Raw genomic sequence first — 13,350 nt, forward strand, 5'->3', positions numbered from 1 at the left:
CCGTCATTCCTGACGCTTGGCTGCGTTCCAGTGCCGGTCCATCTCCGCCAGCGTGGCATCGTCCATCGACCGCCCCTCCGCCGTGATCGCAGCCTCGACCGCATGAAACCGCTTCTCGAACTTCGCGGTCGCCTTGCGCAGCGCAGCCTCCGAGTCGTGGCCCAGATGCCGGGCCAGATTGGCGACCGCGAACAGCAGATCACCAAGCTCCTCCTCCTGCCGCGCCGCCGAACCGCTGCTCACCTCGGCCTCAAGTTCCGACAGTTCTTCCCGCACCTTGGCAATGACCGGCGCGGTCTCTGCCCAGTCAAAGCCAACCCGCGCGGCGCGTTTCTGGATCTTCTCCGCCCGCAGCAGAGCCGGCAGGCCAAGTGCCACGCCGTCCAGGGCGGACGCTGCCCTGCCCTGCCGTGCCGCCCGTTCCGCCCGCTCCCGCGCCTTCTGGCTTTCCCAGTTCAGCGTCTGTGCGTCCGCCGTCTCGATGCCCGTCTGCGCGCCGAAGACATGCGGATGGCGAACCTCCATCTTGTCGGCGATGGCCGTTGCCACGTCCTCGAAGGCGAAGTCACCCGCTTCCTCCGCCATGCGGGCATGAAACACGGTCTGGAACAGCAGGTCGCCAAGTTCCCCCTTCAGATCCTCCATGTCACCGCGCGCAATGGCGTCTGCGACCTCGTAGGCTTCCTCGATCGTGTAGGGGGCAATGGTCTCGAAATCCTGCTCCAGATCCCACGGACAGCCCGTCTCCGGCGTCCTGAGAGCGGCCATGATGCGCAGCAGCCGGTCCATGGGCCGCTCCGCCTCCAAATCACTGTCGATCATGCTCTGGCTCTTCCGCAATCGGCGTGGTAGCTAGCCACGGTTTCCGGGCCATCATAGGCTGAGACGACGAATCGCACAGGGACCGTCTGGACGTGCAGTCATGACTGAAGTGCTGGCCGTGATCGGCCTTGGATATGTGGGGCTGCCGCTGGCTGTCGCCCTGGCGAAGAAGTTCCGGGTTGTCGGCTACGACATCAAGGCGGATCGTGTCGCGGAGCTGGCGGGCGGCATCGACCGCACCGGCGAGGTCGACAAGGTCACGCTGGATGCCTGCGACGTCACCTTCACCTCCGACCCGGCGATGCTGGCGGAGCCGTCGGTCTATTTCCTGACCGTGCCGACCCCGATCAACGCCAACCGCCAGCCGGACCTGAGCCTGCTGCAGAAGGCCTGTGAACTGATCGGTCCGCATCTGGTGGACGGCGATCTGGTGACCATCGAATCCACCGTCTATCCCGGCGTCACGGACGAATTCTGCGGCCCGATCCTGCAGCGCGTCTCGGGCCTGCGCCAGTACGACCAGATCAAGCTCGCCTACTCCCCGGAACGGATCAATCCCGGCGACCGCGAGCACACGATAGAGCGCATCATCAAGGTCGTTGCCGGGCAGGACGCCGAAACCACCGAGCGCATCGCGGGCATCTACGGTGCGGTGGTGCAGGCCGGTATCCATCGCGCGCCCTCGATCCAGGTGGCGGAGGCGGCGAAGGTCATCGAGAACACGCAGCGCGACCTGAACATCGCCCTGATGAACGAACTGGCGATCATCTTCGAACGGCTGAACCTGCGTACCTCCGACGTGCTGGCCGCGGCGGGCACCAAGTGGAACTTCCTGCCCTTCAAGCCCGGTCTGGTGGGCGGCCACTGCATCGGTGTCGATCCCTACTACCTGACGGCGCGGGCCGATGACGTGGGCTACCATCCGGAGGTCATTCTCTCCGGTCGCCGCATCAACGACCAGATGGGCACCTACATCGCCCAGCGCGCCATGAAGATGATGGCACGGCGGCGCAGGCTGGATGTCTCCGCCAGCTTCGCGGTGCTGGGCGTGACCTTCAAGGAAGACGTCACCGACCTGCGCAACAGCCGGGTGCCGGACATCGTGCACGAACTGCTGGAATTCGGCGTCTCCGTGAAGCTGCACGATCCCATCGCCGACCCGCAGGAAACCTTCACCGAATATGGCTACAGGCTGGTTGACGAGGCGGAGATGGAAGGTGCCGACGCCATCATCCTGGCCGTCGCGCACAAGCAGTATCTGGAGCGCGGCGCCAAGTGGATCAACGACTTCGCCGGTCCCTCCGCAATCGTTGTCGACATCAAGTCCGTGCTCGATCCCACCGAACTGCGCCCCGACATCGCCTACTGGAGCCTTTGAGTCCTCCCTTCATGTCGGGCCATTCCCGTGTCGGGCGATCTTTCCCTTCCCCCCTTGCGGGGGAAGTGGCCGCGTAGCGGTCGATGGGGGGAGCCACAGGCTGCCGCAAAGGCAGCAGACGCCGCATCGGCTTCGCCGATCCACCCCCATCCCGACCTTCCCCCGTCGAGGGGGAAGGGGCGAACATGGCCATGTTCAGCAGCAATTTCGGAACTCTCTGCCGCACCGACGAAATCGGATCACGGTGTGTCGGTGTCTGTCCCTTCACCCTCCTCCCCCCGCGCGGCGGCGATCTGTTCCCGTGCCTGGGCGTCGAACAGGCCGGGTTCGCGGGGTTCGGCGCTGAGCAGGCCGGTGGCCTTCAGTTCGTCGATGCCTGGCAGGTCACCAAGGCTCTCCAGCCCGAAGTGGATCAGGAACTCGTCCGTGGTGCCCCAGGTTACCGGGCGGCCCGGCGTCTGGCGGCGGCCGCGCGGGCGGATCCAGCCGGTTTCCATCAGCACGTCCATCGTCCCCTTGGAGACCGCGACGCCGCGCAGTTCCTCCACCTCCGCCCGGGTCGTGGGCTGGTGATAGGCGATGATGGCCAGGGTCTCGACGGCGGCGCGGGACAGCCTGCGCTCCGACACCCGCTCCTCCTCCAGCGCGTCGGCGAGATCGGGGGCCGTGCGGAACATCCAGCGCCCCGCCACCTGAACCGGCGCCACCCCTCGTCCCTGATAGTCGGCGACCAGTTGCGCCATGACATCCGCCGGGTCGACATCATCGGGCAGACGCTGTTTCAGACGCTCCAGCGACAGCGGTTCACTGGCGGCGAACAGCAGCGCCTCGGCAATGCGGACGTGGTTACGGTCAACACTCATCAGTCGGTCTCATCGCGACGGTTGCGGACATAGATCGGGCCGAAGGTGCGCCCCTGCCGGATCTCCACCTCCCCCTGCTTCGCCATTTCCAGCGCCGCGAGCAGGGTCGAGGCGGTGGCGGAGCGTCGGGTGAACGGGTCGGTGACATTGTTCGGCAGATAGGCCTGCAGGCTGGACCACTCCGGCATCGCCCCCAGCAGCCTCCGCAGCCGCTCCAGCGCCTGTTCCACCGAATAGACATTCGTGCGCCGGACCTTCAGCGGCTCGCTGTCGCCCTGGGACTCCCGATGCGCCGCATAGGCCCGCAGCAGGTCGTAGAGATCACAGTCCCAGGCGGAGCGGCGCAGGATACGCACCCCCTCCGGCGCGCCACGGCGGAAGAACTCCTGCCCCTCCCGCGCCCGGCCGAAAAGCTGCTCCCCCGCCTTGCGCATCGCCTGCAACCGCCGCAACTGCCAGCCGAGACGCGCCGCCATCTCCGCGCCGCTGAGTTCCTCGTCCGGTTCGGGATCGGGCAGCAGCAGACGGGATTTCAGATAGGCCAGCCAGGCCGCCATCACCAGATAGTCCGCCGCGATCTCGATCCGCAAACGATGGGCCGACTCGATGAAGGCGACGAACTGATCCGCCAGCCGCAGGATCGAGATCTGCGCCAGATCGACCTTCTGGTCCCGCGCCAGGTCCAGCAGCAGGTCCAGCGGCCCCTCGTAGGCGCCAAGATCGACAACCAGCCGCGCGCCCTGTTCCGCGTCAGGCTGGTCTTCCTCGAATTCCTTGCTGGGGACCGGGGTGTCGTTCATGGCCAAATCCTAGCAGACGAAGCCAGCCAGTCCGATTCCCTATCTGCGCCTCAGCCCACCAGGTCCTGCAACTCGGCCAGACCGGCGACAGGGTCGAAGTCCTCCGGCCGCCGCAACTCCGCCATTGCCAGCGACAGGCGTGCACGTGCCTGATTGCCGATCGGCGGCAGGGCATCGGCGACCGCCTGCATGGTCCCGAAGTCGCCGGAGCATTGCAGCACCGCATCACACCCGGCCTCCAGCGCTCCCAGCGCCCGCGCCACCGGGGTGCCGTCCAGCGCCTTCATGTCGATGTCGTCCGACATCAGGAAGCCGTCGAAGTTGCAGTACATGCGCATGACCTCCCCGATCACGGTCGGGGACAGGGTCGATGGCCGGTCCGGGTCGATGGCCGGATACATCAGGTGACCTGTCATCCCGAACGGTGACTGTCTGGCAAGACGGCGGAACGGCCGGAAATCGGTATGTTTCAGGGTGTCCACGTCGCAGTCGATCACCGGCAGGTCGAAATGGCTGTCACTGGTGGCACGCCCGTGTCCGGGCATGTGCTTGATCACCGGCAGGGCGCCACCGGCCTTCAGACCTGCAATGACCTGCCCGCCCAGCCCTGCAACACGTTCGGCGTCTGCGGCGAATGCCCTGTCGCCAATGGCCTGATGTGTCTCGGGCCACAGCAGGTCGAGGCATGGCGCACAGGCGACATTGAAACCGGCACCGGTCACATCATGGGCAATCAGGCGGCCCAGCAGCCAGGCCGCGCGCCGGGCAGGTGCATCGGCCAGTGCACCGATCCGCGCCTGGGCGGGAAGCGCCATCCAGTGCGGTGGCTGCAGGCGCTGCACACGCCCGCCCTCCTGATCCACCAGGATGGGCGTGTCATCACGGCCTGTGAGGCTCCGCAGGCTGTCGGTCAGGGCGCGCACCTGTCCGGGGTCGGAGATACTGCGCCGGAACAGGATGAAGCCCACGGGATCAGCGTCCCGGAACAACTGCCGCTCCGCATCCGTGATCTCTGGCCCGGCCAGTCCGAATATCACCGGCAGCATGTCACCTCTCCCTCATTGAAGATCAATGCGCCCGAACCGCAGCGGGTTTCAGCGCCGGGCGGAAATGCACCCCTGCCCCTTCGCCGCCAGCGTCTGGCAGAATGCGTCAGCCTTCTGCTTGCTGGCGAAGTCGCCGGTCCGCAGACGGAAATAGATGCCGCGATCCCCCAGGTCCGCCCGGATGACCGTCGGTTTCAGGCCCGAGAGCGCATCCGGGAACTTCTTCTGCAGGCCCTTCCAGGCCTCGTTGGCGGAGGCCTCGTCGCGGAAGGCGGCAAGCTGGACCTGCCATTCCCCGGCGGGCGCAGCCGCCTCGGCCTTCGGCGCCGGTTGCGCAGCGGGCTTCGGCTCTGTCCTGGCCACCAGATCAGCGATGGTCTTCGCCGGTTCCTGTTCCGGGCGCGCGACGGGAACCGCTGCGGGGGCAGCGGATTCCGTCTCCGCTGGCGGTGACACGGGTTCGGGACGCTCCGCCACATCGATTACCTGCTGGCCCTCAGCCTCCGGCCGCGCGGGGGGAACCGTCTCAGGCAGCGGTATCTCCGGTGGCGGCAGCAGCCGCTCCACCATCTGCGTGCGGTCCTGTTCGCCCGTGTTGAAGGTCTCGAAGACCGACTTGTCGCGGTCCGGCACCTCCACCCCGCCCGGATCGGCAGGCCGCTCCCTGTCCGGTCCATCAGGCGCACGCACCACGGGAATGCCGGAGCCGGTGCTGACACGACCGTCGGTCTGGTCTTCCTGAAACACGAACCACATGACGACGACAAAGGCAGCCAGCGCCATCAGAACCACGAACCCCGCGATCAGGCGCCAGCGCCCCGGATTTGGTGTTTCAAGTGTCTGGCCACCGCCCGCCATCAGCGCATTTCCTCGACCGGTGTCACGCCGAGCACCTGCAGGCCGGAGCGGATGATCGTGCGCACACCGTCAACCAGCGCCAGCCGCGCCATGGTGAGTTCCGGGTTCTCGGGATGGATGAAACGCAGGTCCTCCGCATCCCGTCCCCGGGTCCAGAAACCGTGGAAGGCGGAAGCCATGTCGTAGAGGTAGAAGGCAAGCCGATGCGGTTCCGACGCCTCCGCCGCCTGTTCGATCAGGCGCGGCCAGGCGGTCATCAGCCGGATCAGCGCGATTTCCTCCGGATGCTTCAGCAGGCTGAGATCTGCCGCCCGCACCGCCTCCGACGAGGTGTCCAGGCCCGGCACATCCTTCTCCGCATTGCGGAAGATGGAACAGCAACGGGCGTGGGCGTACTGGACGTAGAAAACGGGATTGTCGCGCGACTGCTCGGTGACCTTGGCGAAATCGAAGTCGATCGGTGCCTCGTTCTTGCGGGTCAGCAGCATGAAACGCACGACATCCCGCCCGACACGGTCCACCACGTCCCGCAGGGTGACGAAGGTGCCGGCGCGTTTCGACATCTTCACCGGCTGTCCGTCGTCCAGCAGCTGCACCATCTGGCAGAGCTTGATGGTCAACCCGCCGGTCTCTGCGCCGGTGATGGCCCGGGTCGCGGAAACCATGCGTTTCACATAGCCACCGTGATCGGCCCCCAGCACATCGATCATCTGCGGGAAGCCGCGCTTGAACTTGTCGAAATGATAGGCGATGTCGGCGGCGAAATAGGTCCAGGACCCATCCGACTTCTTCAGCGGCCGGTCCACATCGTCGCCCCATTCGGTGGCCCGGAACAGCAGTTGCGGGCGGGGTTCCCAATCTTCCGGCAGCTTGCCCTTCGGCGGTTCCAGCACGCCGGTATAGACCATGCCGCGTGCCTCCAGATCGCTCACCGCCTCCTCGACCCGGCCGTCGGCGTGCAGCTTCCGTTCCGACGTGAAGACCTCGTGATCCACCCCCAGCGCATGCAGGTCGGCACGGATCAGCGCCATCATCTGTTCGGTCGCGAACTCGCGGAACGGCAGCAGCCACTCCTGTTCCTCCGCATCCAGCCAGCGATCCTGATCCCGCTCCGCCAGTGCCCGGGCCGGTTCGATCAGGTACTCGCCCGGATAGAGGCCTTCCGCCATCGGGCCAGGGTCCTGCCCCAGCGCCACCCGGTAGCGATAGTGCAGCGACCGGGCGAGCACATCGACCTGCGCCCCGGCATCGTTGATGTAATATTCCCGCGTCACGTCCCAGCCCGCCTTTTCCAGCAGGCTGGCCAGCGCATCACCGAACACCGCCCCCCGGGCGTGCCCGACATGCATCGGGCCGGTCGGATTGGCGCTGACATATTCAACGTTGACCCGGTCGCCCCTGCCCATGTCGGAGTCACCGTAGGCCGGGCCGCGCCGCAGGATCTCCGTCAGCCGTGCCTGCCAGAATGCATCGCCCAGCCGGATGTTGATGAAGCCCGGACCCGCAACCTCCACCGACGCGACGCCGTCCATCTGCTGGATGGCCGGCACCAGCATTTCCGCGATGTCACGCGGTTTCCGGCGCAACGGCTTGGCCAGCACCATGGCGGCATTGGTGGCCAGGTCACCATGTGACGGGTCGCGGGGCGGCTCCACGGTGATCGGCCCGACATTGATGTCGGACGGCGCACCGTCGAGGGAGGCCGCAGCCTCCCGGACCAGATCATTGAAATGACGGAACAGGTTCATTGTGATTCGCTTGAATTGAGGAGACCAGATCGTATCGGACTTCGCATTGCCTTCCAATCGACCGCCCCTTGATGTGCCGGACCGATTGACAAATGTCCTGCGCGGTCTAAATCCCCGGATTGAGCGACGCAAGTGCGTGCGACCGCAAACATCTGTATGATTGACTGATCATGACCGAAGCAAGTGCAACTGAAACAACCGAATTCCGCGTCACCGATGCCGCTTTCCAGCGCGTCGCCGAACTGATTGCCGATGACGGGCGCGACGGGCTGAAGCTGCGTGTCCAGGTGCTCGGCGGCGGCTGCTCCGGCTTCCAGTATGACTTCGGCTTCGACCCGGAGGTCGGTGAGGAAGACCTCAGGATCGAGAAGGATGGCGTCACGGTGCTGGTCGATCCGGTCAGCCTGGAATATCTGAAGGGGTCGGAGTTCGACTATGTCGAGGAACTGATTGGCGCGTCCTTTCAGGTCCGGAACCCGAACGCGACGGCCTCCTGTGGCTGCGGCACATCCTTCTCGGTGATGTAACCGTGCCCGCAGCGTGCTAGACGGAATTCCGACCGAGCCGGAGTAACCGTCATGCGCATTGCCACCTTCAACGTCAATTCCATCAACGCGCGGCTGCCGCGCGTGACAGAATGGCTGGCCTCGGCGCAGCCCGACATTGTCTGCCTGCAGGAACTGAAGTGCGTTGACGAGAAGTTCCCCGCGGAGCCTATCGAGGATCTGGGCTACAACATCGCCGTCCACGGTCAGAAGACCTACAATGGCGTCGCGATCCTGTCGAAGCGCCCGATCGAGGACGTGATGGTCGGCCTGCCGGGCGATGACGAGGACGAGCAGGCACGCTATCTGGAGGCCACGATCGACGGCGTGCGCGTCGGCGGCCTGTACCTGCCCAACGGCAACCCCGCACCCGGCCCGAAATTCGACTACAAGCTCGGCTGGATGGATCGCCTGATCGACCGTGCGAAGCAGATGCTGGCCGACGACGAGACCTTCGTTCTCGCCGGTGACTACAACGTCTGCCCGACCGACGACGACGTCTACAATCCACAAGGGTGGCAGGACGATGCGCTGTGCCGGCCGGAATCGCGCAACCGCTACAGGCAGTTGCTCAACCTCGGCCTGACGGACGGGATACGCGCCTTTCACCCGCAGCCGCACTTCTACACCTACTGGGACTATACCGGCGGCGCATGGCAGAAGGACAATGGTCTCAGGATCGATCACCTGCTGCTGTCGCCGACAGCCGCGGACCGGTTGCTCGCCAGCGGTGTGGACAAGGCACCACGCGGCGGGGAACGCCCGTCCGATCACACGCCGGCCTGGGTGGAGCTGGAGGAAATCTGATGGTGGACACTCCACTGACGGGCGGTTGTCTCTGCGGTGCCGTGCGCTATTCGGTCAGCACGCCGGAACCCTATGCCAGCGTCTGTCATTGCCGCATCTGCCAGCAGTGGATTGGTGCGCCCTATTTCGCCAATTTCTCCGTTCCGGCTGCGCAGGTGACCTGGCAGGGGAAACCCGTCGAATGGCGATCATCCGACATCGCGGTACGGGCCCACTGCGGCAGTTGCGGCACGCCGCTCTACTGGAAGGGTGACAGGGAACCGGAGACCTATGACATCGGGCTCCTGACCCTTGATGATCCGGCCCGGCTGCGCCCGAAGGAACAGATCTGGGCGACGTCCGCCGCGGCGTGGCCCGGCCTGCTGCCCGATCTGCCGGCATGGCCCGGGGAGGAACGATCGGGGGAGCCTTTCCGGCGTGAAACCGACTGACTTCATCCTGCCGCTGGCGGGCATCATTCTCGTGGTGACGCTGGTCTGGCTGGCCGGGGGGCGACGCAATATCCGCCTCGACCGCACGACGGTTGACCAGGCGTTGCGCGCCGAAGGCTACGCACCGGTGACGATCACCGTTGCCGACGACGGCCGGGCCGCCATGGCATGGCTGGAGGACCGCAGTGCCCTGGCGGTCGTGCGTGCGATGGGCGATCACGCGGCGATCACCGTGCCGGGGCCGGACGACATCCGTGGCATCGCCATCGACGGGGACCCGCCACGCCTGCAGGTGCGCTTCAGGTCCTATGGCCAGCCGCCCTTCGCCATCACGCTGACCGACCCGGAGACGCTGGATCGCTGGCGCAAGGTGCTGATGCTCTATGGCGAGATGGCCGCACGGAAGGAATCCACGTCATGAAACTGCCCGATCCGGTCGCGCTGGCGATTCCCGCCTTCATTGTCCTGATGATTGCCGAACTGGCGCTTGGCTATTTCAGGCTGCGTTCCGTGCGCTACGAATTGAAGGACACTGCGGCCAGCCTGATCATGGGGGTGGGCAACCTGGCGACCGGCATCCCTTTCGTGGTGCTGATCTACGGGATGATCCGCGCGCTCTACGAGATCCGCCTGTTCGACATCGGTTTCCAGTGGTGGGCCTTCGTCGCGATCCTGTTCGCGCAGGACTTCTGCTACTACTGGTTCCATCGCCTGAGCCATGAGCATCGCTTCTGGTGGGCGGCGCACATCAACCACCACTCGTCGCAGCACTACAATCTCTCGACAGCACTGCGGCAGACCTGGACAGGCAATATCGCCGGGACCTTCATCGTCTATGCGCCGCTGCCCCTGCTCGGCTTTCCGCCGGCACTGATCGCCTTCTCGATGGGCATCAGCCTCGTCTACCAGTTCTGGATCCATACGGAAGCCATCGGACGCCTGCCCGCGCCCATCGAATGGATCTTCAACACGCCGTCACACCATCGGGTGCATCACGCCACGAACCCGCGCTATCTCGACCGGAACTACGCCGGAATCCTGATCATCTGGGACCGGATGTTCGGCACTTTCGTGCCCGAGGACGATAAGGAGCCGTGCCGTTACGGCATCGTGCGCCAGATCGCGACCTTCAATCCGATCCGCATCGCCTTTCACGAATGGGTGGACATGTTTCGCGATGCCCGGGCCGCGGGCAACTGGCGCGATGCACTGGGGTACCTCTGGCACGCCCCGGGCTGGCGCCCGGACGGCAATGGCCGGACTTCCGCCGTCATTCGTGACGAATGGCACGCCATGGCAACCAGAACGCCCGGCGCGGGTACGTGAAGCTTGTTGTCTTGCCACGGCGGACACCGCAGAATTGACGCGTCGGGGACAACCAGCCCGCGCGAACGCGCATGGCAGTCGGGTTGGCAAACAGCGTCACGAGTTCGGGGGAACCAGAATGACCATTCACCAGCAGATTGGCGGCGATGCCGCCGTGAACGCGGCCGTGAACCTTTTCTATGCCAAGGTCCTGGCTGATCCGCTGCTTGTGCCGATGTTCGAGGGTGTGGACATGAGCGCCCAGAACGGCAAGCAGCGGGCGTTCTTCACGGCCCTGTTCAAGAACGAGGCCGCTGGCGTGGACGCCTACATGCGCCGCGCCCATGCGCACCTGGTCGCCGAGAAGGGGATGAGTGATCCGCATTTCGACGCCGTGGCGGGACACCTGAACGATACGCTGGTCGAACTTGGCGTGCCGGACGAACTGGTCGGCCAGATCATGGGCGCCGCAGCGGGCCTGAAGGACGCCGTGCTGAACCGCTGACCGGTTTCCAGCCTCCGGCGTCAGAGACACGCAGGCACACCGCGACGTTTGCGCGGTTGCCCGGATCGGAACCAGCGGCCATGTTTCGCCGATGAGCAGTCGCCTTTCATATCTGGCCCGGCGTCCGGCCCTGGCCATCATCGTGCCACCCGTCATCGCCCTGGGAGCGGCCATGGTGGCACAGCATGGCTTCGGACTGGCGCCTTGCGAGCTGTGTGTCTGGCAGCGCTGGCCCTATGTCGCCGCGGCGGCACTTGCCGTGCCGGCCTTGCTGTTGCCGCGCGCAGCCGCCTACTGGTTGCTGCTGGCGGCGGTTGCATTCGCCCTGTCTGCCGGGTTCGGCGTGTTTCACGCCGGTGTCGAGCAGGGCCTCTGGCGCGGACTGGAGTCCTGCAGCGCCATTTCGACCCCGGATTCGCTGGAGGCGCTCAAGGCGCAGGTCATGGGGGCACAGCCTGCGCGCTGTGACCAGATCCCCTTTGCCTTTCTCGGCCTCTCCATTGCGGGCTGGAACGCTGTCTTCGGGGCACTGTCGGCCGTGCTGATGCTGCTGCTCATCGACAAACGGATCAGGAGCCGCTGATGGAACGCACGATCAGGCCCACGCTGCCTGGCGATTTGGACCAGCGCACCCGGCTGGAGCGTATCCTGCGGGTCGATCAGGCAGGCGAATATGGGGCGAAGCGGATATATCAGGGGCAGCTTGCCGTGCTGGGCAATGCGCCGTCCGGAGACACCATCCGGCACATGGCCGAACAGGAAGAGAAACATCTGAAGACCTTCGACGACCTGCTCAACGAACGCCATGTGAGACCGACGCTGCTCTCCCCCATCTGGCACGTGGCGGGCTTTGCCCTGGGGGCCGGCACGGCGCTGATGGGCGAGAAGGCGGCGATGGCCTGCACGGAGGCGGTGGAAGAGGTGATCGACGCGCATTACGCGCAGCAGACCGAGGCACTTGCCGCAGAGGGTGCCGAGCCTGAACTCCAGGAAACCATCGAGACCTTCCGGGCCGAGGAGATCGAGCATCGCGACATCGCGCGCGAACATGACGCGGCGGATGCACCGGGGTACGGGTTGCTGACGGCAGGCGTGAAAGCCGGATCACGTCTGGCGATCTGGCTCTCGACCCGGATCTGAGATCGCCCCCGCGTGCGCATCGCCTTCCACGCGCCGCTGAAACCACCGGACCATCCGGTACCGTCCGGTGACAGACAGATTGCCCGCCTGCTGATGGCTGCCCTGCGCCAGGCCGGGCATGAGGTCGAACTGGTCACGCACCTGCGAACGCGGGAGCCGCAAGGAAATCCCGAACGGCAGCAGCAACTGCTGGACGAGGCCGCGACGGAGATCGTGCGGCTGACCGGGGAACTCGCCGCACGACCGCCAGATCTCTGGTTCACCTATCACGTCTACTACAAGGCACCTGACCTGATCGGGCCGGAGATCTGCAAGCGGCTGGGCATTCCCTACGTTATCGCGGAAGCGAGCGATGCGCCGAAGCGGCTGGAAGGCCCCTGGGCGGACTTCGCCCGCCGCGCCCGTCAGGCCATACAGGATGCGGATGCCGTCCTGCCCCTCAACCGGTCGGACGAGGCGGGCCTCTTCGACCTTGTCGCCCCCGGGCGGCTCCACGCCATTCCGCCGTTCATCCGGACCCGGCCGCGTCCGGGCAAACAGCGGCCGGTGTGCCGGACCGTGCGGCTGCTTGCCATCGGCATGATGCGCCCCGGCGACAAGCTTGCGTCGTACAGGGAACTGGCGGCCGCATTGCGCGGCCTCGCGTCGGCAGACTGGCGGCTTGCCATTGTCGGCGACGGCCCAGTCGCGCGGCAGGTACGCAACGCCTTTGCGCCCGTTCGGAACCGGGTCACCTGGCACGGTCGGGTTGCCCCTTCCCGTCTGGCCGGGATCATGCGCGACCACGACCTGATGGTCTGGCCTGCGGTCAACGAGGCATTCGGGATGGCGCTGGTGGAAGGCGCCTGCATGGGACTTCCCACCGTGGCCGGTCGCACCGGCGGCGTGCCGGACGTGGTCGTGCACGGGCGGACCGGATTGCTGGTGGAACCGCACGACCGCCACGCCCTGACGCTTGCCATCCGTGCCCTGTTGCGGCAACCAGCGGTTCGCAGGCGCATGGGGGGTGAAGCCTGGCGCCGGGCAACGGTTCAGCACGGTTTCGCGGCGGCGTCACGGAATCTGGATATGATCCTCAGAGAACTGGTCAGATAGGGACGCC

Annotated in this window: 16 protein-coding genes; 10 read left to right on the top strand and 6 right to left on the bottom strand. The window is 65.8% G+C overall.

Annotated features, from left to right (window positions below; all coding sequences use genetic code 11):
• Positions 1 to 3: 3 nt before the first annotated feature.
• Positions 4 to 822: a nucleoside triphosphate pyrophosphohydrolase gene (gene mazG, locus QGV55_RS10300; RefSeq protein ID WP_281016896.1), complete on the bottom strand. Its 819-nt coding sequence runs from the start codon at positions 820 to 822 to the stop codon at positions 4 to 6.
• A 100-nt stretch (positions 823 to 922) separates the two neighbouring features.
• Between mazG and QGV55_RS10305 the strand changes: the two genes are divergently transcribed.
• Positions 923 to 2,200: a nucleotide sugar dehydrogenase gene (locus QGV55_RS10305; RefSeq protein WP_281016895.1), complete on the top strand. Its 1,278-nt coding sequence runs from the start codon at positions 923 to 925 to the stop codon at positions 2,198 to 2,200.
• A 239-nt stretch (positions 2,201 to 2,439) separates the two neighbouring features.
• Here the strand turns inward: QGV55_RS10305 and scpB are convergent, their stop codons facing one another.
• The 5 genes from scpB to argS are packed head-to-tail and all read right to left on the bottom strand — an operon-like array spanning position 2,440 to position 7,515.
• Entirely contained in the window at positions 2,440 to 3,063 is a 624-nt protein-coding gene (gene scpB / locus QGV55_RS10310) for an SMC-Scp complex subunit ScpB (RefSeq protein ID WP_281016894.1), read from the bottom strand.
• Positions 3,063 to 3,863, bottom strand: a complete 801-nt coding sequence (locus QGV55_RS10315; protein ID WP_281016893.1) for a ScpA family protein — start codon at positions 3,861 to 3,863, stop codon at positions 3,063 to 3,065. Before QGV55_RS10315 ends, scpB begins: the two co-directional genes overlap by 1 nt.
• A 50-nt stretch (positions 3,864 to 3,913) precedes the next feature.
• Entirely contained in the window at positions 3,914 to 4,909 is a 996-nt protein-coding gene (gene nagZ, locus QGV55_RS10320) for a beta-N-acetylhexosaminidase (RefSeq protein WP_281016892.1), read from the bottom strand.
• Positions 4,910 to 4,957: 48 nt separating this feature from the next.
• A complete protein-coding gene (locus QGV55_RS10325) occupies positions 4,958 to 5,767 on the bottom strand; it encodes an SPOR domain-containing protein (RefSeq protein ID WP_281016891.1) in 810 nt (269 codons plus the stop codon).
• Positions 5,767 to 7,515, bottom strand: a complete 1,749-nt coding sequence (gene argS / locus QGV55_RS10330) for an arginine--tRNA ligase (protein ID WP_281016890.1) — start codon at positions 7,513 to 7,515, stop codon at positions 5,767 to 5,769. Before argS ends, QGV55_RS10325 begins: the two co-directional genes overlap by 1 nt.
• 170 nt (positions 7,516 to 7,685) lie before the next feature.
• Between argS and erpA the strand changes: the two genes are divergently transcribed.
• From erpA to QGV55_RS10375, 9 genes are all read left to right on the top strand, one after another.
• The gene (gene erpA, locus QGV55_RS10335; protein ID WP_281016889.1) at positions 7,686 to 8,042 is read left to right on the top strand and encodes an iron-sulfur cluster insertion protein ErpA; all 357 of its coding nucleotides are present in this window, start codon (positions 7,686 to 7,688) and stop codon (positions 8,040 to 8,042) included.
• Between the two features lie 51 nt (positions 8,043 to 8,093).
• Positions 8,094 to 8,867 carry an exodeoxyribonuclease III gene (locus QGV55_RS10340; RefSeq protein WP_281016888.1) on the top strand — a complete coding sequence of 258 codons (774 nt, stop codon included), beginning with the start codon at positions 8,094 to 8,096 and terminating at the stop codon, positions 8,865 to 8,867.
• Positions 8,867 to 9,298 (top strand): GFA family protein, encoded by a 432-nt coding sequence (locus QGV55_RS10345; protein ID WP_281016887.1) that lies wholly within the window; start codon positions 8,867 to 8,869, stop codon positions 9,296 to 9,298. The genes QGV55_RS10340 and QGV55_RS10345 overlap by 1 nt, the downstream gene beginning before the upstream one ends.
• Positions 9,285 to 9,719, top strand: a complete 435-nt coding sequence (locus QGV55_RS10350) for a hypothetical protein (protein WP_281016886.1) — start codon at positions 9,285 to 9,287, stop codon at positions 9,717 to 9,719. Before QGV55_RS10345 ends, QGV55_RS10350 begins: the two co-directional genes overlap by 14 nt.
• The gene (locus QGV55_RS10355; protein ID WP_281016885.1) at positions 9,716 to 10,624 is read left to right on the top strand and encodes a sterol desaturase family protein; all 909 of its coding nucleotides are present in this window, start codon (positions 9,716 to 9,718) and stop codon (positions 10,622 to 10,624) included. Before QGV55_RS10350 ends, QGV55_RS10355 begins: the two co-directional genes overlap by 4 nt.
• Before the next feature lie 118 nt (positions 10,625 to 10,742).
• Complete coding sequence (locus tag QGV55_RS10360; RefSeq protein ID WP_281016884.1) at positions 10,743 to 11,108, top strand: group 1 truncated hemoglobin; 366 nt, start codon at positions 10,743 to 10,745, stop codon at positions 11,106 to 11,108.
• Positions 11,109 to 11,199: 91 nt separating this feature from the next.
• Positions 11,200 to 11,691: a disulfide bond formation protein B gene (locus QGV55_RS10365; protein ID WP_281016883.1), complete on the top strand. Its 492-nt coding sequence runs from the start codon at positions 11,200 to 11,202 to the stop codon at positions 11,689 to 11,691.
• The gene (locus tag QGV55_RS10370; protein WP_281016882.1) at positions 11,691 to 12,248 is read left to right on the top strand and encodes a demethoxyubiquinone hydroxylase family protein; all 558 of its coding nucleotides are present in this window, start codon (positions 11,691 to 11,693) and stop codon (positions 12,246 to 12,248) included. Before QGV55_RS10365 ends, QGV55_RS10370 begins: the two co-directional genes overlap by 1 nt.
• Before the next feature lie 12 nt (positions 12,249 to 12,260).
• On the top strand, positions 12,261 to 13,343 hold the full coding sequence (locus tag QGV55_RS10375; RefSeq protein ID WP_281016881.1) for a glycosyltransferase family 4 protein: 1,083 nt from the start codon (positions 12,261 to 12,263) through the stop codon (positions 13,341 to 13,343).
• Positions 13,344 to 13,350 lie beyond the last annotated feature (7 nt).

This window comes from Minwuia sp. IMCC3009 (genome assembly GCF_029909415.1).
Taxonomy (GTDB): domain Bacteria; phylum Pseudomonadota; class Alphaproteobacteria; order Minwuiales; family Minwuiaceae; genus Minwuia.